A 20614-nucleotide genomic window follows, 5' to 3' on the forward strand; every position below is an offset into this window, starting at 1 on the left:
CAATCAGTGCTTGTCGATCAGGGTCGGCGGGTTACTTGAGCTCGGCGTCGGTGTAGTAGCCGCCCTTGACGAGGACTTCCTCGTAGTTGGACTTGTCGACGCTCACCGGCTGGAGCAGGTAGGCGGGGACGACCTTGGACCCGTTGTCGTACGTCTTGGTGTCGTTGACCTGCGGGGTCTTCTTGTTCAGAACGTCGTCGACCATGGTCGCGGCGACCTTGGCGAGCTGCCGGGTGTCCTTGTAGACGGTCTGCGTCTGCTCACCCGCGATGATCGACTTCACCGAGGCCAGCTCGGCGTCCTGGCCGGTGATGACGGGCAGCGGCTGGCCGGAGGAGCCGTAGCCGTCCGACTTCAGCGCGGCGATGATGCCGATCGAGATGCCGTCGTAGGGCGAGAGGACCGCGTCGACCTTGGCGGACTTGTAGGAGGAGGTGAGGATGTCCTCCATGCGGGACTGGGCGGTCGCGCCGTCCCAGCGCAGCGTGGTGACCTTGTTCAGCGCGGTCTGGCCGGACTTGACCACCAGCTCCTTCTTGTCGATGTACGGCTGGAGCACGCTCATCGCGCCGTTGAAGAAGTACTTGGTGTTGTTGTCGTCGTTGGAGCCGGCGAACAGCTCGATGTTGAACGGGCCCTTCTTGCCGCTGTCCAGGCCCAGCTTGTGCACGATGTACGTGCCCTGCTCGACGCCGACCTTCTCGTTGTCGAAGGACGCGTAGTAGTCGACGTTCTTCGTGCCGAGGATCAGCCGGTCGTAGGCGATGACCGGGATCTTGGCGTCCGCGGCCTCCTGGAGCACGTTGTTCAGGGACTTGTTGTCGATGGCCGCGATGATCAGGCCCTTGACGCCCTGCGTGATCAGGTTCTCGATCTGCGAGACCTGGGTGTCCGGGTCGTCCTCGCCGTAGACCAGCTTGGTCTTGTAGCCCTTGGACTCCAGGTTCTTGACGACGTTGTTGCCGTCCGCGATCCAGCGCTCGGAGGACTTGGTCGGCATCGCGATGCCGATCGTGCCGCCCTTGGCGCTGCCGCTGTCCTCCTTGCTGCCGCCCTCGCCGCTCTGGCCGCATGCGGACAGGGTCAGGGCGAGGGAGGCGGCCCCGGCTATGGCGGTCAGTGCAGCTCTGCGGTTGCGCATGTGATCAGTCCTGTTCGTCTCGTCGTTGAGAAGGGGCTGTGCTGGGCTGTGCTGGAGCTGTTCGCCGGCGGTTCAGGCGTCGGCGGGGAAGCGGTTGAGCGGACCGGGCAGCCGGGAGCCGAGCGGCGCCATGTCGCCGTCCGCGCCGTGCCGGGCGAGCAGGTCCAGGGCGAGCCGGCCGCGCCGGACCCGCTCCCGGGCGGTGTTCAGGGTCACGTCCCGCAGGTGGTTGCCCCACGGGTAGATACCGGGGGCCTTGGACAGACCGAACTTCAGGTAGACGGGTGCGCCGCGCCGGATCAGCTCGGCGACCTCGTACATCCGGATGTAGCCGCCGAGGTCGTCGGGGGCCTCGATGTACATGTCGAGGGGGGCGCCGGACACCCGCCGGATCTCGGTGAGGTGATCGAGCGTCAGGTCGCTGGGCACGTTGAGCGAGTCGGCGCCGAGCCGCTCGTACACCGCGTAGGAGGCCGGGTTGACCGGGCCGATCAGCGCGGACACCTTCAGCGTGGTGTCCGCCGGGAGGATGCCGGCCTCGCGCGCCCGGTGCAGCGTCCACAGCACGCCCTCGTCGGCGACCAGCAGGCACTTGACGCCCAGCTCGGTGGCCCGGACGGCGTCCTCGACACAGCCGGCGACGGCGTCGTGTCCGCGTGCGCGCAGTCCGGCCCCCCGCGAGTCGGAGCGCACGGAGCCGCCGATGTCCCAGGTGCCGCGCGGGCCGGTGAACAGGCAGAGCTCGATGTCCCGTTCGCCCGTGGCCTCGACCATCTCGGTGATCTCGGCGTCGGTGAGCATCCACACGCCGCTGCCCTGGCTGATCCGGTGGATCGGCACGTCGAGCCGCGAGGACTCCTTGAGTACGACGGCGAGCGCCTCGGGACCCTCGCAGGAGGGGATCTCGGTGCGCCACTTGCCGCCGCCCGGGAAGGTGTGGGCGGAGGCGTCGGCGGGGTCGAGGGCGGGCGCGCCCAGACCGAGGGCGGTGAGCGCCTGCTCACCGGGTCGGCGGGCCGCCGTAACGGAAGCGTCGGTCGTCACAAGCTGTCCTTCATGTTCGGTATTTCGGACAAGGTTCGCGGCTCGGGGTAACGAGAAGTCGTGGTGGTACGCCGGCCACGGCGAGGTCAGGTCACGCCGCGGCCGGCGTACGACTAGGGGCGGAGCAGCACCTTGCCCACCTTCGGATCACCGGCCCCCACCAGCTCGATGGCCTGCGGGAACTCGGTCAGCGGCAGCTCGTGCGTGACCAGCGGCAGCGGGTCGAGGAGACCGGCCCCGAAGACCCGCACCGTGTGCGCCCAGGCGTCCGGCGGTGCCCCGAAGACGGTGTGCACCTCCAGCTGCCGGACGACGAGGTCGGTCGGGTCCAGGCCGTCGGCCCCGGCGGCCGGGATGCCGGTCAGGACCAGGCGTCCGCCGCGCCTGAGCAGGGAGGCGGCGGTGCGCGCGGCGGACGCGGACCCGGCGGTCTCGATGACGACGTCGAAGTCGTCGGGGAGTTCCTGCTCCCTGGTACGGAAGTCGGTCGCCCCGAACCGCCGGGAGAGGGCCTCCCGGTCGCCCCGGGTGCCGACGACGAGCAGCTCGCCGGGGGAGATCGCGCGCAGGAACTGCACCGCGAACATGCCCAGCGTCCCGGTGCCGACCACCGCGACCCGCTCGCCCGGCCGGGCGTCGCCCTTCAGCGCCGCCGCCGCGATGCAGGCGGCGGGCTCCAGGAGGGCGGCCGCCGTGAGGTCGGCGTCGTCCGGGAGGGCGTGCAGCAGCCGGGCCGGGAGGGTGAGGGTGGTGGCCATGGCGCCCGGCTGGGTGAAGCCGGTCTCCTCGTAGCCGTGGGTGCACAGGGTGGTCTCGCCGGCGTGGCAGCGGTCGCACACCTGGCAGTTCCGGAACCCCTCGCCCACCACCTTGCGGCCGACCAGGCTCTCCGGGACCCCTGCGCCCACCGAGCGCACCGTGCCGGACCACTCGTGGCCGGGCGTCAGCGGGTAGCGGACGTACCCCTCGGGCCGGTTCCCCTGGTACACCTCGCGGTCGCTTCCGCAAATCCCGACCGCGTGCACGGCGACCAGCGCCTCGCCGGGACCGGGCTCGCGGGGCGTGTGCTCCTCGACCCGGTGGGTGCCCGGCTCCTCGACGACGACCTGGGAACCGGCGGAGCTCACTGGGTCCCCTTCGGCTTGCGCTGCTCCCAGCCGTCGGCCCAGAGGTCGAAACGGGCCTGCTGCTGCGGGAACTCGGCGGCCGCGTCGGCGTCGAACTCGACCCCGAGGCCGGGCGCGTCGGACAGGTGGAAGTACCCGTCGACCACCTCCGGCGCCCCCTTGACGATCTTCTTGATCTCCGCGTCGGCGAAGTCGTTGAAGTGTTCGAGGATCTTGAAGTTCGGGGAGGTGAACCCGACCTGGAGGGAGGCCGCGGTGAGCACGGACCCGCCGACGTTGTGCGGGGCGACCAGGACGTAGTGCGTCTCGGCGGTCGCGGCGAGCTTGCGGGTCTCCCAGATGCCGCCGATGTGGCCCACGTCCGGCTGGATGATGTCCACGGCCTGGCTCTCGAAGAGCTCGCGGAACTCGATGCGGTCGTGGATGCGCTCACCCGTGGCGACCGGGACGTCCACCTTCGCGGCGACCTTCTCCAGCGCCTTCAGGTTCTCCGGCGGGCACGGCTCCTCCAGCCAGGCGGGCTTGAAGGGGGCCAGCTCCCTGGCCAGCCGCACGGCGGTGGCGGGGGAGAAGCGGCCGTGCATCTCCAGCATCAGCTCGGCGTCGGGCCCGATGGCGTCCCGCACGGCCTCGATCAGCGACACCGAGTACAGCGTCTGCTCGTGGTCCAGCTCGAAGTGGCCGGTACCGAACGGGTCGATCTTCAGCGCCTTGTACCCGCGCTCGACGACCCCCTGGGCCGCCTTGTGGTAGGCCTCGGGAGTGCGCTCGGTGGTGTACCAGCCGTTGGCGTACGCCTTGACCTTGTCGGTCACCTTGCCGCCGAGCAGCTGCCACACCGGCACGCCCAGCGCCTTGCCCTTGATGTCCCAGCACGCCATCTCGATCACGGCGATGCCGGACATGACGATCTCGCCGGCCCGCCCGTAGTCGCCGTACTTCATGCGGCGCACGAGGTCTTCCACGGCGAACGGGTCGGAGCCCAGAATGTGATTGGCCTCGGCCTCCCGCAGGTAGCCGATCAGCGCGTCGGTGTGACCGAGCATCCGGGTCTCGCCGACTCCCGTGATGCCCTCGTCGGTGTGCACCTGGACGTAGGTCAGGTTGCGCCACGGCGTCCCGACCACGTGTGTGCTGATTCCGGTGATGCGCACGGCGGTTGCCCCTCAGCTGTTCGAGATTTCGTCACACGTTCGAAATGCTGGCGTGACAGTAAGGACGGGGCGGCGCGGGTGTCAATGGGTCGAACAGGTAACGGTTTCGGCAAGGCTTTCGATAGCTTTTTCGGTCCACCACAGAACCTTCACAGATGCGCCTGGTAAGTGCCCCGCGGGGAACCTAGTCTTCCGGCGTCATGGACTTCTGCCACCCGTGCCGACGGCACCTCAACGGCGCCCTCGCCTGCCCGGGGTGCGGCGCACCGGCCGAAACGCTCCGCGCGTCCGCGCGCGAGGCGGACGCCGCCGGTGAACGTCCCTACGCGACGGAACGGTTCGCCGCCGACGGGGCCGGAGAGCACGACGGCGAGGGCGGTCACGACGGCGAGGGCGGTCACGACGGCCTCGGCGCCGGGGCGTACGGCCACGGCGGCGGGGAGGCCGGGGAGTCCGGTGCGCCCGGGGAGTCCGACGCACCCGGGGAGTCCGGGGAGTCCGGCGGGGCGGGCGAAGCGGCGCGGTCCGGCGGCCGGGCCGAACGGCGCCGGGCGGGGCGCGGGCGGGGCCGTGGCCGGCCCGCCGAGAGCCCTGCCGGGGACGCCCCCACGGGCCCTTCCGAGGCCGACGGGAGCCGTCGCGACCGCAAGGCCGCGGCCCATCGCCGGCGCCGCCGCAGGGTCCTGCTGGTGGGCGCGGCCTGCGTGCTGGCGGCCGGCGGTCTGAGCCTCACCGAGCTCGGCACCGACGCGATCCCGTTCACCAGCCCCGGCAGGACCGCGGCGGACGGCACCACGGCCGACGGCGGTGCGTCGGCCTCGTCCCCGGGTGCGTCGGCCGAGCCCCTGGCCCGCCCGTCCGGCACCGCGGGCCCCGCCTCGGCGGACCCCTCCGCGTCCCCGTCCCCCTCCTCGTCCGAGGACAAGGCGTCCGGCTCCCCGTCGGCGTCCCCGAAGGACACCTCGGCGCAGTCGGCCACCACGGGCGCGGGCGCGGCCACCGGGGCCCCCGCGGCGACGGCGACGGGCACGGCCGGCTCCACCCCGACCGCCACCCCGACGGCCGGGGACCCCGCCCCGGAGCCGTCCCCGACCCGGACGTGCAGCAGGTTCCTGTGGTGGTGCACGTAAGGGGCGTCGCGTCTCCCGTGGCTCCGCCCATGCAAATCCAGCAAACGCGACGCCTGTGGTGCGCGCCGGCGGGCGACCGTCGTCCCGGCCGGTCCGCCCCGCGCGTTCACGCCGTCAGCATCCTCCGCAGCAGGTCCCGCAGGGACTGCCGCTCCTTCTCCGACAGCCCCGCCAGCGGCTCCCGCGCGAAGCGCAGCCCGTCGCGCAGGTCGCGTGCGACCCGGCGGCCCTCGTCCGTCGCCGCGGCCAGCTTCACCCGGCGGTCGCCCGGGTCCGGCCGCCGCTCCACGAGCCCGCGCGCCTCCAGCCGGTCCACGATCCCGGTCACGTTCGACGGCTCGCACTTCAGCTTCTGCGCCAGTTTCCGCATCGGCAGCGGCTCCAGCGAGAGCAGGCTGAGCAGCCGCGCCTGCGCCCCGGTGAGCGTGTGCTCGCCCGCCGCCTCCTCGTAGTCCGCGTAGAAGCGGGCCACGACGTCCCCGATCAGCTCGACGACCTCCAGGGTCAGGGCGTCCGGTCGGCGGGTCTTCGCGGTGCTGGACTGTGAGGTGGACATGGACTCCAGGATACCCCGTTACTTGACATCCTGAAATATTCAGGCGCATGGTTGTTTCAGATACTGAAGTAATTCGGAAAGGCGCACTGTCATGATCAACCGCGAGTGGCACCTGCTCAGCCGTCCCGTCGGCTGGCCGAAGCCCGAGGACTTCGCGCTGGTGGAGGCGGAGGTTCCGACGCCGGGTGAGGGACAGGTGCTGGTACGGAACAAGTACCTCTCCGTCGACCCGTACATGCGGGGCCGGATGAGTGCCGCGAAGTCCTACGTCGCCCCCTTCGAGCTGGGCAAGGTCATGCAGGGCGGCGCGGTCGGCGAGGTCGTCGAGTCCCACGCCGAGGGCATCGCGGCCGGCGACCACGTCCTGCACTTCTTCGGCTGGCGCGAGTACGCCGTCGTGGACGCGAAGAACGCGGTCAAGGTCGACGCCGGCGCCGCGCCCCTGTCGACGTACCTCGGCGTCCTCGGCATGACCGGCCTCACCGCCTACGCGGGCCTGCTGCGCACCGCCTCCTTCAAGGAGGGCGACTCCGTCTTCGTGTCCGGCGCGGCCGGCGCGGTCGGCAGTCAGGTCGGCCAGATCGCGAAGCTCAAGGGCGCCTCGCGGGTGATCGGCTCGGCCGGCTCCGACGAGAAGGTCAAGCTGCTGGTCGAGGAGTACGGCTTCGACGCCGCGTTCAACTACCGGAACGGCCCGGTCGGCGAGCAGCTCCGGGCGGCCGCGCCCGACGGTGTCGACGTGTACTTCGACAACGTCGGCGGGGAGCACCTGGAGGCCGCGATCGGGCAGCTGAACCGGGACGGCCGGATCGCCGTCTGCGGCATGATCTCCGTCTACAACAGCACCGAGCCGGTCCCCGGCCCGAAGAACCTCGCCCGGCTCATCCAGACCCGCGGCCGGATCGAGGGCTTCCTGGTCGGCGACCACTACGACCTCCAGCCGCAGTTCGTCGCCGAGGTCGGCCCGTGGGTCGCCTCCGGGCGGCTCAAGTACCGCGAGACGGTCGCCGAGGGCATCGAGAACAACCTGGAGGCGTTCCTCGGGGTGCTGCGCGGCGACAACACCGGCAAGATGATCGTCAAGCTGTAGGACCGGCGGGCGAAGGCCGCACCTCCCGACGCGGGGTGCGGCCTTCGGGCCGCGGGCCGGTCCGCCTAGCGGGTGCCGAGGGCCGCCCCGTGCACCGCCCGCACCAGCCGGTCGTTCTCCGGCGCCGCCCCGCCCGGGAACGCGAAGCGGCGCCTGGTGTAGCCGTAGGCAACCCCGCTCCTCGGGTCGGCGAAGCCCTGGGAGCCCGCCGCGCCGCTGTGGCCGATCGTGCCCGCGCCCAGGACCGGGTGCCAGGTGTCCGCGGTGGCCTGGAAACCGAGGCCGTACGACTTGTGGGCGCGGGCCACCAGGTCGTACCCGACCGAGTGGATCTGGCCGAACTCCGCCACCGTGTCCTCCTTCAGCAGCGGCGCCTCGCCGTCGATCTCGCTGAGCAGCGCCGCGTACATCCCGGCCAGCCCGCGCGCCGACGCCACCCCGCCGAACGAGGCCGGACCCCTGGCGCGGACCCGCGGGTCGTTGGGCAGGGCCGCCAGGTCCGTCGGCTCGGCCGTGTGCTCGTTGAAGGCGATCCCCGCGAGGGTCTGCGGGCCGGACGGGGCGGAGTCGAGGAGCGCCCGCTGCCCGGGGGTCGGCAGCAGGGGCAGCGTGCTCCGGAAGCGGGGCTCGTGCGCGGCCGGCAGGCCCAGGAAGAAGCCGAGGCCGTACGGCGCCCGGACCCGCTCCTCGTACACGTCCTGGAGCGTGCGGCCGGTCGCGCGCCGGACCACCTCGCCGGTGAGGGCGCCGATGACGAGCGCGTGGTAGCCGAAGGCCGTGCCGGGGCGCCAGAACGGCCGCTGGTCGGCGAGGCGTTCGGCCATCGCCCGGTCGTCGGCCAGCTCCTGCGGGCTGAACCCGGTGTCGGTGCCGATCAGGCCCGCCCGGTGCGCGATCAGGTCCCGCAGGGTCAGCGCGCCCTTGCCCTCCGCGCCGAACTCCGGCCAGTAGTAGGTGACTTTGCGGTCCAGTTCCAGTGTGCCGTCCTGGACCAGCATCGCCACGACGAGATGCGCGGCGCCCTTGGTGGACGAGAAGACGCCGTAGAGGGAGTCGCCGTCGGCCCCCTCGCCGGCCCACAGGTCGACGACCCGCCGGCCGTGCACGTACGCGCACAACTGCCCCTCGTAGTCGGCCGGTTCGCCGGCGACGAAGGCGGCGAACTCCTCGCGCACCGCTTCGAAGCCCTCCGCGACCGTGCCCCGGACGGTGATCTGCTGCGTCATCCGCTCTCCTCAACCGAGCCGCCGTGAGCGGCTCCCATCGTGAACAACGCCCTACCCACCTGGGCGAACTGCCTGCAGGTTCCTGGGATCGGTACGGCGGGACGTACCCGTTCGACTCAACAACGGCTCGACGACCGCTCGACGGCGCCGGGCGGGTCCCGGCGCCGGGGTCGCCCCGGACGGCCGAGGCCGCCGGTAAAGTTTTCGCCATGCGTGATCTCGGGGCGGGTTTCGGATATCTCCTCAAGGGCCAGCGGTGGGTCGGCAGGCACGGCAGGCAGTTCGGTTTCGGCCTGCTGCCGGGCCTGATAGCCCTGTTCCTCTACCTGGCGGCGCTGGTCTCGCTGGGCATATGGGGCGAGGACTTCGTCGGCTGGGCCACCCCGTTCGCCGACGACTGGTCCAGCCCCTGGCTCGGCCTGTTCCGCGGCCTGCTCACCGTGGTGCTGTTCGCCCTCGGCCTCCTCCTCGCCGTCCTCACCTTCACCGCCGTGACCCTGCTCATCGGCCAGCCCTTCTACGAGAACCTCTCCGAGAAGGTCGACGAGGACGTCTCGCCCGACGGCACCGCGCCCGAGTCCGGGCTGCCGTTCTGGCGCGAGCTGTGGATCTCGGCCCGCGACAGCGCGCGCATCCTGGTCCGCGCCCTGCTCTGGGGCGTCCTGCTCTTCGCCCTCGGCTTCCTGCCGTTCGTCGGGCAGACCGTCGTACCGGTCGTCGGCTTCTTCGTGACCGGCTTCTTCCTCACCGAGGAACTGACCGCCGTGGCCCTCCAGCGCCGGGGCGTCGACCTGCGCGCCCGGCTCGCCCTGCTGCGCGCCCGCAAGACCCTGGTGTGGGGCTTCGGCACCCCCCTGGGACTGGCCTTCCTGGTCCCCTTCGTCGCGGTGTTCCTGATGCCGGGCGCGGTCGCCGGCGCCACCCTCCTCGCCCGCGACCTGCTGGACGAGGAGACGGCGACGGAGCGCGACGAGCGGGACGGCGAACCGGTCACCCCCTGACGCGGCCGGTCACCCCCTGACGCGGCCGGTCACCCCCTGACGCGGCCGGTCACCTCCCGAGGCCCGCGTCCGCCGCGACCGTCAGGATCGCCCGCACCTGCTCGATGATGTCCACCCGGTTGCGCTCGAACTCCGGGTCGGTCACCTCGGTGGTGTTGCCGGCGCCGAACTCCAGCACCGGTGTGTGCACATGGCCGCCCGGGAGCGTGTCGTGCAGCCCGAGCCGGTCGCGCAGCAGGGTGGCCCGGTAGGCGATCTCGTTGGAGAGGTAGTTCCCGCCGCCCCCGGCCCGGGCCGTCGACCCCGCACTCGGCCCGTCCGCCCGGACGACGGGACCGGTGCCGCCCGCCGGGATCTCGGTCACCTCGGTGTGGTCGTACACCGGGAAACGCCCCGTCCGCGCCGCGACGATCGCCGCGTACGGGAGTGTGGTGACCGTCCACTGCGGCTGCGAGGCCGGGTCGGCGACCGGGACGGTCTCCGTACGGCTCAGGTTCTCGTTGTCCGGGTAGCCGCCCCGCCAGGCCCCGTTGGTCCGCTCCACGTCGAACCGCCCGGCCCGGCCCTGGCTCACCGTCACGAACAGGTCCGCCCTCCGCAGGTACGGCCGCAGCGTCCGCTCCACGGTCCCGGCCGCGAAGTCGTCCCAGCGGACGGGGAAGACGGCCGTCTCCACCCGCGCCGGCCCCGCGGCCGTCCGCACCACCGTCCCGTCCAGCGCCAGTGCGCTCGCCCCCGAGGGATTGGAGATCCGGATGTCGCGGTCGAGCGTGAACGGGTCGAACCCGGTGACGAGGATGCGCCGCAGGCGCCCGCCGGACCGGTGCAGGTCCGTCTGCCCCCGCGAGGTCCGCTCCAGCACATCGAGCAGACCGGCCCGCTGGGTGTCGCTCAGCCCGAACTCCGGCACCCAGGTGCGTACTTCGCGGGTCATGCCGAGCCGCGCCCAGTACAGCGGCCGATCGTCGTCCCGGCTCAGGCCCGCCCGTCGCCCACCGCCCCCACGAGGAAGCGCTTCGTGCCTTCCTGATGCGGCCGGCCCGCGCCCCTGTGCCCGGTCCACGGCCCGCCGCCACAGCGCGGACCCCTGCCGCAGGACGATCCGCCGGGCCTGTGCGTAGGAGTGCGCGCCGCCGAGCGCCCGCGCGAACTCCGTTGCCACGGTGTCGAATCCGGACCGCCGCAGGATCTCCCGCGGGACCGCCCTGTCGAGCCGCTGCTCCTCGACGGTGGGGGAGGGGGCGGCCTCGGCGTGCGCCGCGGTGGGCGCGAGCGCCCCGGCCATGAGGGCGATCCCGAGGACGCCGATCCGAACACGCAGGGAATGCAAGGGAGTTGGCCTTCCGTCGCCGTGGGGTGCGTGGTGCCGTCCGGGGCGCAGTATCGCGTGCGCGGCCGGTGGGCGCCATGGGCCCTTGCGGCGGGCGGCGGGCGGCGGGCGTCGGTGGCGGCGGCCGGGCGGCCGGGCCGCTCAGTCGACCGGTTCGCCGAGCAGGCGCAGGAAGTCGCGGAACGCCCCCGGCATGTCCACCGATTCGGGGTCCAGCAGCCACTGGTACTGGAGGCCGTCCATCACGGCGATCAGCAGCGGGGCGGTGCGCTCGGGCGTGAGGCCGTTGGGGAGGCGGTCGCCGTACTCGGTGCGCAGGGCCGTCGCCATGGACCGCCGCACCTCGCGGTACCGCTCGGTGAAGTAGTCCCGCGCCGGGTGACCCTCCGTCACGCTCTCGCCGAGCAGCGCGGAGAAGGTCTGGATGACGCCCGGCCGCATCGCGTTGTACTCGACGAGCGAGGTGAGCAGGTCGATCCGCCACCGCTCGCCCGCCGGCATCGCGTCCCAGCGGTCCCGGTCCTGGAGCACCGCGACCAGCAGCGCGTCCTTCGTCGGGAAGTGGTGCAGCAGCCCCTGCTGGGTGAGCCCGACGCGCTCCGCGACCGCGGCCAGACTCGCGCCCCGGTAGCCGCGCTCGGCGATCACCTCCAGTGCGGCCCGCACGATCTCGGTCCGCCGCTCCGCACTTCTGACCCGCTCGCCCATGACGTCACCGTACGACATCACCGGACGCCAATTATAACGGCGATATAACGAAACCTACCGGTCTACAGGTAATCGGTGCAGGATGGGGAGTGCCCAGGAGGCTTCGACGAGGAGGTATCGCGGTGACGGAGACGGATCGGACCAGGGACGCACGCGAGGCGGCGGTGGAGGCGGCGCTCGCGCGGCTCGACCTCGACGCCAAGACCCGGCTGCTGGCCGGACAGGACATGTGGAGCCTGCCCGCCCTGCCGGAGATCGGCCTGGGGTCCCTCGTGATGTCGGACGGCCCGATCGGGGTGCGCGGCGTCCACTGGACCGCCGAGGACCCCTCCGTCGCGCTGCCGTCGCCGACCGCCCTCGCCGCCGCCTGGGACCCCGCGCTCGCCCACCGCGCCGGTGTGCTGCTCGCCCAGGAGGCCCGCCGCAAGGGCGTCCACGTGCTGCTCGCCCCCACCGTCAACCTGCACCGCTCCCCGCTCGGCGGCCGCCACTTCGAGGCCTACAGCGAGGACCCGTACCTGACGGGGGCGATCGGCTCCGGCTACGTGTCCGGCGTCCAGTCCGGCGGCGTCGGCACCACGGTCAAGCACTTCGTCGCCAACGACGCCGAGACCGACCGCTTCACCGTCGACAACCTGGTCTCCGAACGCGCCCTGCGCGAGCTGTACCTGGCGCCCTTCGAGGCGATCGTCCGGAACGCCCACCCGTGGGGCATCATGACCGCCTACAACCAGGTCAACGGCACCACGATGACCGAGCACCACTACCTGGTCAACGAGGTGCTGCGCGGGGAGTGGGGCTTCGACGGCTTCAACGTCTCCGACTGGATGGCCGCCCGGGACACCGTCGGCGCCCTCGACGGCGGACTGGACGTCGCGATGCCCGGCCCGCGCACCGTCTACGGCCCCGCGCTCGCCCAGGCCGTCCGCGACGGCAAGGCCGAGGAGTCCACGGTGGACGCGGCCGTACGGAACGTACTGCGGCTCGCCGCCCGCGTCGGCATCCTCGACGGCGCCGAACCCGCCGTCACCGAACCGCCCGCGGCCGTCGACGGCACCGCGCTCGCCCGCGAGATCGCCCACCGCTCCTTCGTGCTGGTGAAGAACGACGGCGCCCTTCCCCTGCGGCCCGGCACGGTCGCCCTCTCCGGCGCCGCCGCCCGCGACGCCCGGATCCTCGGCGGCGGCTCCGCCACCGTCTTCCCGGCCCGGGTCGTCTCCCCGCTGGACGGCCTCACCGCGGCCCTGCCCGAAGGCGCCCTCGGCTACTGCCTGGGCGCCGACCCGAACACCGAACTCGTCGTCGGCGACCGGGGCTTCGACCTGCGGGCCGTCTGCCGCGACGCCTCCGGCACGGTCATCGGCACCGGCTCCGCGCCCGGCGGCCAGGTCCAGTGGCTGGGCTCCGACCTGCCCGACGGCGTCAGCCACGACACCCTGCACACCGTCGAGCTGACCGGCACCTTCACCCCGCGCGAGACCGGCACGCACACCTTCGGCATCCGGGGCGTGGGCGCGTTCACACTCGCCATCGGCGGCACGACGTACTTCGACGACACCCAGCGGCCCGAGGGCGACGACCCGTTCGCCGCCTTCTTCGGCGCCCCCGTGCCCGTCGCCGCCCCCGCGCTCACGGCCGGCGAGCCCGTGGAGATCACCTTCACCCATGTGGTGGAGGCCCCGAAGGACACCTTCCTGGAGAACGTGATCTTCGCCCTCGCCCACCAGGACCCGCAGCGCGACCCGGACGAGCTGATCGCCGAGGCCGTCGAGGCCGCCCGCGCCGCCGACACGGCGGTCGTCGTGGTCGCCACCACCGACCGCGTCGAGTCCGAGGGCTTCGACCGCACCGGTCTGCGGCTGCCCGGCCGCCAGGACGACCTGGTCCGCGCCGTCGCCGCCGCCAACCCGAACACGGTCGTCGTGGTGAACTCCGGCTCCCCGGTCGAACTGCCCTGGCGCGACGAGGTCGCCGCCGTGCTGCTGTCCTGGTTCCCCGGCCAGGAGGGCGGCGCCGCCCTCGCCGACGTCCTCACCGGCGCCGAGGAGCCGGGCGGCCGCCTCCCCACCACCTGGGGCGACCTCGCCGACGCCCCGGTCACCCAGGTCGTCCCCGAGGACGGCACCCTGCCCTACACCGAGGACCTCCTCATCGGCTACGCCGCCTGGGACCGGGCCGGCCGCACCCCCGCCTACCCCTTCGGCCACGGCCTCGGCTACACCACCTGGAAGTACGAGTACCTGGAGGTCGAGGGCGACACCGTGCGGGTGCGGGTGCGCAACACCGGCGACCGGCCCGGCCGCGAGGTCGTCCAGCTCTACCTGGCCCCGGTGGACCCCACGGCCGGCACCGACCGCCCGGCCCGCCGGCTGGCCGGCTTCGCGGGCGCCACGGCGGCCCCCGGCGAGAGCGTCGAGGTCACCATCGAGATCCCGCGCCGCGCCTTCGAGATCTGGGACGGCTCGTGGGTGTTTGTGAAGGGTTCGTACGAGATCGCTGTGGGCCGCTCGATCACGGACCGCCGCCTCACGGCCACGACTAAGGTCTGATCCGGGACAAGTCCCCCCTGAGCAGCCCCGGTCCGAGACCTGACCCTCGGACCGGGGCTCGTCCGTGCCGGGACCGGCCCGGCGCCCGCGTCAGTCGCGCACGCCGAAGCCGTAGACCGTCTCGGAGCGATACACCTCGCCCGGCTCCAGACGGGTGCTCGGGAACTCCGGGCGGTTGGGGGAGTCCGGGAAGTGCTGGGTCTCCAGGGCGATGCCGTCCCCGGGGGAGAAGGGGCCGTCGAGGTGGTCGGCGGTGTAGAGCTGGATGCCGGGCTCGGTGGTGGCCACCGTGAGGGTGCGGCCCGAGGACGGCTCGTACAGCTCGGCGATCTCCACCGCGGCCGGGGTGACGCCCTTGTCGAGGACGAAGTTGTGGTCGTAACCGGAGCCGACCTTGCGGGCCGTACGGAAGTCGAAGCGGGAGCCGGAGACGTCCGCCGGCTCACCGGTCGGGATCAGGTCGCCGTCCACCGGGGTGTACCGCGAGGCGGCGAGCCGCAGTTCGTGGCCGCCCGCGTTCCCGGAGCCCGCCAGGTTGAAGTAGCTGTGGTTGGTGAGGTTCACCACGGTCGGCGCGTCGGTGACCGCCTCGTAGGAGATCCGCAGCGCCCCGGACGCGTCCAGCGCGTACGTCACGGCGGCCTCCAGCCGCCCCGGGAAGCCCTCCTCGCCGTGCGGGCTCACCCGCGTCAGCCGCACCCCGTGCTCGACGCCCTCCACGTCCCACACGCGCTTGTCGAAGCCCCGGGAGCCGCCGTGCAGGGAGTTGGGCGCGTTGTTGGGCTCCAGGGCGTAGGTGACACCGTCCAGCGGGAAGCGGGCCCCCGCGATCCGGTTGGCGTACCGGCCGACCAGAGCGCCCAGGAACGGGCCCGGATGCTCCAGGTAGCCGTCCAGAGCGGCGAACCCCAGCACCACGTCCGCCGTCCGCCCGTCCCGGTCCGGGACCTCGGCGGACTGCACGATCCCGCCGTACGACAGGATCCGCACCCGGGTGCCCGCGCGCTCCAGCGTCCAGCGGTGCACCTCGGTGCCGTCGGAAAGTGTGCCGAAAAGTTCGCTCATGTGGGAAACCCTAGGTCACGCCCCGTGGAATCCCTAGGTGACCGGGTCCTTCGCGGTGATGGCCCGGTAGGCGATCGCCGCCAGCCTGGACTGGCCGTCGGTGCTCGGGTGGAACCAGTCCCAGCGGCTGAGCTGATCGGCGCCGAAGCGGTAGTCGTACACCGCGCCGCCGTCGAACCGGCACCGCCGGTCCTTGGCGCAGACCTGCTCCAGCACCCTGTTGTAGTCCTCCACCCGCCGCTGCACCCTGTCCCGGCGCAGGGTCGCCGCGCCCGTCAGGTCGTCCGCGTCGGCCAGCATGGACGGGCAGATGCCCAGCTTCCACACCTGCTTGCCCAGCGGGTTGGTCCGCCCCTCGGACCACAGCCGCTTCAGGTTCGGCACGCTCGCCACGTACACCTGCGTCTTCGGCAGCGCCTCGCGCAGGGTGCTCATCGCCTCCTCGAACTGGGTGCGGAACCCGGCCACCGAGGTCATCGCCCGCACCGACGTCCGACAGGCGTCGTTCGCGCCCACCATCACCGTCACCAACTGCGGCCTGCGCACGGCCGCGTCGGCCATCTGCCCGGACAGATCGGCCATCCGGGCGCCGGTCTGCGCGTAGTTCCAGCTGTTGTCGGCCGCCTTCGCCCGCCCCAGCAGCCGTACCGCCAGACTGTCCACCGCCTCGCTGGTGCCGGTCGCCCAGGACACCTCCGGGCAGTCCGAGAGCACCGTGCAGGCGTCGAAGCCGCGCGTGATGGAGTCGCCCACGGCCGCGATCGAGGCCGGACTGCGGTCCCACACCTGCACGGCCCGCGAGGCGCGGGAGCTGTCACCGCCGGGCGCGGCCGAACCCCCCACCACGTCGCACCCGGCCAGCGCCAGCGCGGCCGCGGCGGCGACGACACCGGCCAGGGCACGCGAACGCCGGCGCCGCTGCTCGCTCATACCCCGCTGGTCCTCTCCGTCGGTCCGAATCGTCCCCCCTCATGACAACGCACGGGAGTTCCCACCCCGCGCCGTGCAACGGACCGGCCCGTACAAGCGTCCCCCTGGGTGAATGGCGGGGTTTCCTGGCACCGGGACCGACGGTACGTCACACTCCTTGCGCCACCTCACGGTAGCCTCGCCATCAGCGCGGCCGTCGTGCCACTGCCGCCAGCCAGTCCGCAAGATGTCCCGCTCTGCCCGGAGGTTCCGGTGACGACACGTGGAGTTCTGTACGTGCACTCCGCGCCGCGCGCGCTGTGCCCGCACGTCGAGTGGGCCGTCGCCGGGGTGCTCGGCACGCGCGTCAACCTCGACTGGATCCGCCAGCCGGCGGCGCCCGGCACCTGGCGCTCCGAGTTCTCCTGGCAGGGCGAGGTCGGCACGGCCTCCAAACTCGCCTCCGCGCTGCGCGGCTGGCACCTGCTGCGCTTCGAGGTCACGGCCGAACCGTGCGCCAAGGCCGAGGGCGAGCGCTACAGCTGCACCCCGGACCTCGGCATCTTCCACGCGGTCACCGGGATCCACGGCGACATCCTCATCCCGGAGGACCGTCTGCGGGCCGCCATGACCCGCTCACAGCGCGGCGAGACCGACCTGGAGGCCGAGATCGCCAAGCTCCTCGGAAAGCCCTGGGACGACGAACTGGAGCCTTTCCGCTACGCGGGCGAGGGCGCCCCGGTCCGCTGGCTCCACCAGGTGGTGTGACCGGCCCGCCCCCGGACATGCGCAAGGGCCCCCGCCGACCGGCGGGGGCCCTTGCGTCTCACGTCTGCCGGAGCGTTCCTCAGATGGTCCGGAACGCCAGCACCACGTTGTGTCCGCCGAAGCCGAACGAGTCGTTCAGCGCGGCGATCCGGCCCTCGGGCAGCTGCCGGGCCTCACCGCGCACCACGTCCGCGTTGACCTCGGGGTCGAGGTCGTCCAGGTTGATGGTCGGCGGAGCCGTCCGGTTCACCAGCGCCAGGATCGACGCGACGGTCTCGATGCCGCCGGCCCCGCCCAGCAGGTGACCCGTCATCGACTTGGTCGCCGAGACGGCCATGTGGTCGACGTCGTCGCCGAACACCTTGCGCAGCGCCTTGATCTCGGCGACATCGCCCTGCGGCGTCGACGTGGCGTGCGCGTTGACGTGCACGATCTCCGCCGGCTTCAGGTCCGAGTTGTCCAGCAGGTTCTGCAGCGCGTGCGCGATGCCGTTGCCCGACGGCTCCGGCTGCGTGATGTGGTGCGCGTCGGCCGAGATGCCCTGGCCGACCGCCTCGACGTAGATCCGGGCCCCGCGCGCCTTCGCGTGCTCCTCGGACTCCAGGACGATCACGCCCGCGCCCTCACCGAGGACGAAGCCGTCACGGCCCGAGTCGTAGGGACGCGACGCGCCCTCGGGGTCGTCGTTGTTCTTGGACATCGCCATCATGTTGCCGAACGCGGCGATCGGCAGCGGGTGGATCGCCGCCTCCGTGCCGCCGGCCACGACGACGTCCGCACGGCCGGTGCGGATCATCTCGATGGCGTACCCGATGGCCTCGGCGCCGGAGGCGCAGGCCGACACGGGGGTGTGCACACCGGCCCGCGCACCCAGCTCGATACCGACGTTCGCGGCCGGCGAGTTGGGCATCAGCATCGGCACGGTGTGCGGGGAGACACGGCGTACGCCCTTCTCCTTGAGCACGTCGTACTGGTCGAGCAGGGTCGTCACACCGCCGATGCCGGAGGCGATGACGGAACCGACCCGGTCGGGGTCGGCGGACGCGTCCTCACCGGCCCTGGCGGTGAATCCGGCGTCCTTCCAGGCCTCGCGCGCCGCGATCAGCGCGAACTGCGCGGACCGGTCCAGCTTGCGGGCCTGCGGACGCGGGATGATCTCGCCGGGCTCGACGGCGACCCGCGCCGCGATACGGACGGGCAGCTCGGCCGCCCAGTCCTCCTCCAGGAGGCGGACGCCGGACTTACCGGCGACCAGGGCCTCCCAGAACGAAGCTACGTCGCCACCCAGCGGTGTGGTTGCGCCGATACCGGTGACGACCACGGTGCGATTGGTCGGGCTCATCGGGAATTCTTTCTCCAACGGATACGGGATTCGACGGCGCCACCGCCGGGTGGCGGGGCAGTGCAGCCGGAGGCTGCCTAGGGCCTCAGGCCTGGTGCTTGAGGATGTAGTCGGTCGCGTCGCCGACGGTCTTGAGGTTCTTGACGTCCTCGTCCGGGATCTTGACGTCGAAGCGCTCTTCAGCGGCGACGACGACCTCGACCATGGACAGCGAGTCGACGTCCAGGTCGTCGGTGAAGGACTTGTCCAGCTGGACGTCCTCAACCGGGATGCCGGCGATCTCGTTCACGATCTCGGCGAGACCTTCGACGATCTCTTCCTGAGTGGCGGCCATGTCAGGCGCTCCTTCTTAGATGTTCCAGACGGTTGCTGCGGTGTTGCAGTCGGCGTTCCCGCACCGGATGCATGATCCGGCACGGAGTGCCTAGGGGAGGGTAACGACAGTGGCGGCGTAGACGAGACCCGCCCCGAACCCGATGACGAGCGCGGTGTCACCGCTCTTCGCCTCGCCGGTCGCCAGGAGCCGCTCCATAGCGAGCGGGATCGAGGCGGCCGAGGTGTTGCCGGTGGTGCGGATGTCACGGGCGACCGTGACGTGCTCCGGCAGCTTGAGAGTCTTCACCATCGAGTCGATGATGCGCACATTGGCCTGGTGCGGGATGAAGACGTCCAGGTCGTCCGCAGTGAGTCCGGCGGCTTCCAGCGCCTCCTTGGCGACCTTCGCCATCTCGAACACGGCCCAGCGGAACACCGCCTGGCCCTCCTGCGTGATCGCCGGGAACTTGATGTTCCCCGCGCTGTCCAGGGGCAGGTTCGTCACGTCACCGACGTGGAACCGGTCCCAGGGCACGGTCTGCTTGATGGTCTCGGACTTGTCGCCCTCGGAACCCCACACGGTCGGGCCGATCGCCGGCTCCTGCGAGGGGCCGACCACGACCGCGCCCGCGCCGTCCCCGAACAGGAAGGCGGTGGCCCGGTCCTCCAGGTCGGTGAGGTCGCTGAGCCGCTCCACGCCGATCACCAGCACGTACTCGGCGGAGCCCTCCACGACCATGCCCTTGGCGAGCGTGAGGCCGTAGCCGAAGCCCGCGCAGCCGGCCGAGATGTCGAAGGCGGCGGCCTTGTCCGTGCCGAGCTTGTCGGCGATCTCGGTGGCGACGGCCGGGGTCTGGCTGAAGTGCGAGACGGTGGAGACGACCACGGCGCCGACCTGCTCGGCGGAGATGCCCGCGTCCGCGATCGCCTTGCCCGCGGCCTCGACCGACATCGCCGCGACCGTCTCGTCGGGGCCCGCCCAGTGCCGGGTCTCGATGCCGGAGCGCGACCGGATCCACTCGTCGGACGAGTCGATCTTCTCGAGGATCACCTCGTTCGGCACCACACGGGTCGGGCGGTAGCCGCCGACACCGAGGATGCGCGCGTACGGGGCACCCTTGCTGGGCTTGATCTTCGACATCGCAGTGCGCTCCTAAATCAGCTGTGCTCGGCGATGAGCTCGCGGGCCGCGTCGAGGTCGTCGGGGGTCTTCAGGGCCAGCGTCCGCACGCCCGGCAGGGCGCGCTTGGCCAGACCGGTCAGGGTGCCGCCCGGGCACACCTCCAGGAGGGCGGTGACGCCGAGCTCCTGGAAGGTCTCCATGCACAGGTCCCAGCGGACCGGGTTGGCCACCTGGCCGACCAGCCGCTCGACGATCTCGCCGCCGGCGGCGACGGTCCGCCCGTCCTTGTTGGAGACGTAGACGACCTTCGGGTCGGCGGGCGAGAGCTCCTTGGCCGCCTCGGCCAGCTTGTCGACGGCCGGGCCCATGTGGTGCGTGTGGAAGGCGCCGGCGACCTTGAGGGCGATGACCTTGCGGACGCCCTCCGGCTTGTCCTCGGCGAGCACGGCGAGCTGCTCCAGGGTGCCGGCCGCGACGATCTGCCCCGCGCCGTTGATGTTCGCCGGGGTCAGGCCCAGCTTCTCCAGGTGCGCGACGGAGACCTCCGGGTCGCCGCCGAGCAGCGCCGACATGCCGGTCTCGGTGATCGCGGCGGCCTCGGCCATCGCCAGACCCCGCCGCCGTACGAGGCGGAGCGCGTCGGTGTCCTCCAGGACGCCCGCGAAGGCGGCCGCGGTGAACTCGCCGACGCTGTGCCCGGCGACCGCGCCGGGCACGAAGTCACCCAGTGCCGCGCCGGAGACGAGCCCGGCGGCGACGAGCAGCGGCTGCGCGACCGCGGTGTCCCGGATCTCGTCCGCGTCCGCGTTCGTGCCGTAGTGCACCAGATCGAGACCGATGGCGTCCGACCAGGCACGCAGACGGTCCTCGACACCGGGAAGGTCGAGCCAGGGGGTCAGGAAGCCAGGCGTCTGGGCGCCCTGGCCGGGAGCGACGAGTACGAGCACTCTCACACTCTCTCTTGGGGACGGCCACGGCCGCCCGTGGGGACAGGGACGAAGAACACGAAGGGGTTTTGTGGACCCCCGACAAAACG

The 20614-nt window shown here is 72.1% G+C and carries 19 protein-coding genes; 5 read left to right on the forward strand and 14 right to left on the reverse strand.

The window, feature by feature from the left end:
• Nucleotides 1–31: 31 nt before the first annotated feature.
• From chvE to ACZ619_RS18545, 4 genes are all read right to left on the reverse strand, one after another.
• Nucleotides 32–1141 (reverse strand): multiple monosaccharide ABC transporter substrate-binding protein, encoded by a 1110-nt coding sequence (chvE, locus tag ACZ619_RS18530; protein ID WP_469599873.1) that lies wholly within the window; start codon nt 1139–1141, stop codon nt 32–34.
• A gap of 72 nt (nt 1142–1213) precedes the next feature.
• Nucleotides 1214–2185, reverse strand: a complete 972-nt coding sequence (locus ACZ619_RS18535) for a hypothetical protein (RefSeq protein WP_469599875.1) — start codon at nt 2183–2185, stop codon at nt 1214–1216.
• 113 nt (nt 2186–2298) lie between these two features.
• Complete coding sequence (locus ACZ619_RS18540) at nt 2299–3312, reverse strand: zinc-dependent alcohol dehydrogenase (protein WP_469599877.1); 1014 nt, start codon at nt 3310–3312, stop codon at nt 2299–2301.
• Nucleotides 3309–4466, reverse strand: coding sequence for a mandelate racemase/muconate lactonizing enzyme family protein (locus tag ACZ619_RS18545; RefSeq protein WP_469599879.1), 1158 nt, complete (start codon nt 4464–4466; stop codon nt 3309–3311). Before ACZ619_RS18545 ends, ACZ619_RS18540 begins: the two co-directional genes overlap by 4 nt.
• A gap of 200 nt (nt 4467–4666) precedes the next feature.
• Between ACZ619_RS18545 and ACZ619_RS18550 the strand changes: the two genes are divergently transcribed.
• Nucleotides 4667–5596, forward strand: a complete 930-nt coding sequence (locus ACZ619_RS18550; RefSeq protein ID WP_469599881.1) for an SCO2400 family protein — start codon at nt 4667–4669, stop codon at nt 5594–5596.
• Between the two features lie 106 nt (nt 5597–5702).
• On the opposite strand, the gene ACZ619_RS18555 is transcribed toward ACZ619_RS18550, so the two are convergent.
• Nucleotides 5703–6152, reverse strand: coding sequence for a MarR family winged helix-turn-helix transcriptional regulator (locus ACZ619_RS18555; protein WP_469599883.1), 450 nt, complete (start codon nt 6150–6152; stop codon nt 5703–5705).
• Between the two features lie 91 nt (nt 6153–6243).
• On the opposite strand from ACZ619_RS18555, the gene ACZ619_RS18560 reads away from it, so the two are divergent.
• On the forward strand, nt 6244–7242 hold the full coding sequence (locus ACZ619_RS18560; protein WP_469599885.1) for an NADP-dependent oxidoreductase: 999 nt from the start codon (nt 6244–6246) through the stop codon (nt 7240–7242).
• Between the two features lie 65 nt (nt 7243–7307).
• Here the strand turns inward: ACZ619_RS18560 and ACZ619_RS18565 are convergent, their stop codons facing one another.
• Complete coding sequence (locus tag ACZ619_RS18565) at nt 7308–8468, reverse strand: serine hydrolase domain-containing protein (protein ID WP_469599887.1); 1161 nt, start codon at nt 8466–8468, stop codon at nt 7308–7310.
• A 209-nt stretch (nt 8469–8677) separates the two neighbouring features.
• Between ACZ619_RS18565 and ACZ619_RS18570 the strand changes: the two genes are divergently transcribed.
• Nucleotides 8678–9469, forward strand: coding sequence for an EI24 domain-containing protein (locus ACZ619_RS18570; protein ID WP_469599889.1), 792 nt, complete (start codon nt 8678–8680; stop codon nt 9467–9469).
• A gap of 49 nt (nt 9470–9518) precedes the next feature.
• Here ACZ619_RS18570 and ACZ619_RS18575 read toward each other — a convergent pair whose 3' ends face one another.
• The gene (locus ACZ619_RS18575) at nt 9519–10799 is read right to left on the reverse strand and encodes a pyroglutamyl-peptidase I (protein WP_469599891.1); all 1281 of its coding nucleotides are present in this window, start codon (nt 10797–10799) and stop codon (nt 9519–9521) included.
• Between the two features lie 141 nt (nt 10800–10940).
• Nucleotides 10941–11525, reverse strand: coding sequence for a TetR/AcrR family transcriptional regulator (locus ACZ619_RS18580; RefSeq protein ID WP_469599893.1), 585 nt, complete (start codon nt 11523–11525; stop codon nt 10941–10943).
• 104 nt (nt 11526–11629) lie between these two features.
• On the opposite strand from ACZ619_RS18580, the gene ACZ619_RS18585 reads away from it, so the two are divergent.
• Nucleotides 11630–14056 carry a glycoside hydrolase family 3 protein gene (locus ACZ619_RS18585; RefSeq protein WP_469599895.1) on the forward strand — a complete coding sequence of 809 codons (2427 nt, stop codon included), beginning with the start codon at nt 11630–11632 and terminating at the stop codon, nt 14054–14056.
• Between the two features lie 90 nt (nt 14057–14146).
• Here the strand turns inward: ACZ619_RS18585 and ACZ619_RS18590 are convergent, their stop codons facing one another.
• Both ACZ619_RS18590 and ACZ619_RS18595 read right to left on the reverse strand, forming a co-directional pair.
• Entirely contained in the window at nt 14147–15121 is a 975-nt protein-coding gene (locus ACZ619_RS18590) for an aldose epimerase family protein (protein ID WP_469599897.1), read from the reverse strand.
• Between the two features lie 33 nt (nt 15122–15154).
• A complete protein-coding gene (locus ACZ619_RS18595; RefSeq protein ID WP_469599899.1) occupies nt 15155–16051 on the reverse strand; it encodes an SGNH/GDSL hydrolase family protein in 897 nt (298 codons plus the stop codon).
• Between the two features lie 252 nt (nt 16052–16303).
• On the opposite strand from ACZ619_RS18595, the gene ACZ619_RS18600 reads away from it, so the two are divergent.
• A complete protein-coding gene (locus tag ACZ619_RS18600; protein ID WP_123977426.1) occupies nt 16304–16798 on the forward strand; it encodes a DUF3145 domain-containing protein in 495 nt (164 codons plus the stop codon).
• 79 nt (nt 16799–16877) lie between these two features.
• On the opposite strand, the gene fabF is transcribed toward ACZ619_RS18600, so the two are convergent.
• The 4 genes from fabF to ACZ619_RS18620 all read right to left on the reverse strand — a co-directional run bounded on the left by fabF (nt 16878) and on the right by ACZ619_RS18620 (nt 20525).
• Complete coding sequence (gene fabF / locus ACZ619_RS18605) at nt 16878–18140, reverse strand: beta-ketoacyl-ACP synthase II (protein ID WP_469599901.1); 1263 nt, start codon at nt 18138–18140, stop codon at nt 16878–16880.
• A gap of 85 nt (nt 18141–18225) precedes the next feature.
• Entirely contained in the window at nt 18226–18474 is a 249-nt protein-coding gene (locus ACZ619_RS18610) for an acyl carrier protein (RefSeq protein WP_046425089.1), read from the reverse strand.
• A 90-nt stretch (nt 18475–18564) separates the two neighbouring features.
• The gene (locus tag ACZ619_RS18615; protein ID WP_469599903.1) at nt 18565–19596 is read right to left on the reverse strand and encodes a beta-ketoacyl-ACP synthase 3; all 1032 of its coding nucleotides are present in this window, start codon (nt 19594–19596) and stop codon (nt 18565–18567) included.
• A gap of 17 nt (nt 19597–19613) precedes the next feature.
• Nucleotides 19614–20525 carry an ACP S-malonyltransferase gene (locus tag ACZ619_RS18620; protein ID WP_469599905.1) on the reverse strand — a complete coding sequence of 304 codons (912 nt, stop codon included), beginning with the start codon at nt 20523–20525 and terminating at the stop codon, nt 19614–19616.
• Nucleotides 20526–20614: the final 89 nt, after the last annotated feature.

This window comes from Streptomyces sp. NPDC104367, assembly GCF_055583825.1.

What these genes read in the sequence shown, in the direction of transcription:
- fabF (WP_469599901.1), bottom strand. Translation starts at nt 18,140, where the DNA reads ATGAGCCCGACCAATCGCACCGTGGTCGTCACCGGTATCGGCGCAACC.
- ACZ619_RS18610 (WP_046425089.1), bottom strand. Translation starts at nt 18,474, where the DNA reads ATGGCCGCCACTCAGGAAGAGATCGTCGAAGGTCTCGCCGAGATCGTG.
- ACZ619_RS18570 (WP_469599889.1), top strand. Translation starts at nt 8,678, where the DNA reads ATGCGTGATCTCGGGGCGGGTTTCGGATATCTCCTCAAGGGCCAGCGG.
- chvE (WP_469599873.1), bottom strand. Translation starts at nt 1,141, where the DNA reads ATGCGCAACCGCAGAGCTGCACTGACCGCCATAGCCGGGGCCGCCTCC.
- ACZ619_RS18615 (WP_469599903.1), bottom strand. Translation starts at nt 19,596, where the DNA reads ATGTCGAAGATCAAGCCCAGCAAGGGTGCCCCGTACGCGCGCATCCTC.
- ACZ619_RS18580 (WP_469599893.1), bottom strand. Translation starts at nt 11,525, where the DNA reads ATGTCGTACGGTGACGTCATGGGCGAGCGGGTCAGAAGTGCGGAGCGG.
- ACZ619_RS18550 (WP_469599881.1), top strand. Translation starts at nt 4,667, where the DNA reads ATGGACTTCTGCCACCCGTGCCGACGGCACCTCAACGGCGCCCTCGCC.
- ACZ619_RS18560 (WP_469599885.1), top strand. Translation starts at nt 6,244, where the DNA reads ATGATCAACCGCGAGTGGCACCTGCTCAGCCGTCCCGTCGGCTGGCCG.
- ACZ619_RS18555 (WP_469599883.1), bottom strand. Translation starts at nt 6,152, where the DNA reads ATGTCCACCTCACAGTCCAGCACCGCGAAGACCCGCCGACCGGACGCC.
- ACZ619_RS18590 (WP_469599897.1), bottom strand. Translation starts at nt 15,121, where the DNA reads ATGAGCGAACTTTTCGGCACACTTTCCGACGGCACCGAGGTGCACCGC.
- ACZ619_RS18595 (WP_469599899.1), bottom strand. Translation starts at nt 16,051, where the DNA reads ATGAGCGAGCAGCGGCGCCGGCGTTCGCGTGCCCTGGCCGGTGTCGTC.
- ACZ619_RS18565 (WP_469599887.1), bottom strand. Translation starts at nt 8,468, where the DNA reads ATGACGCAGCAGATCACCGTCCGGGGCACGGTCGCGGAGGGCTTCGAA.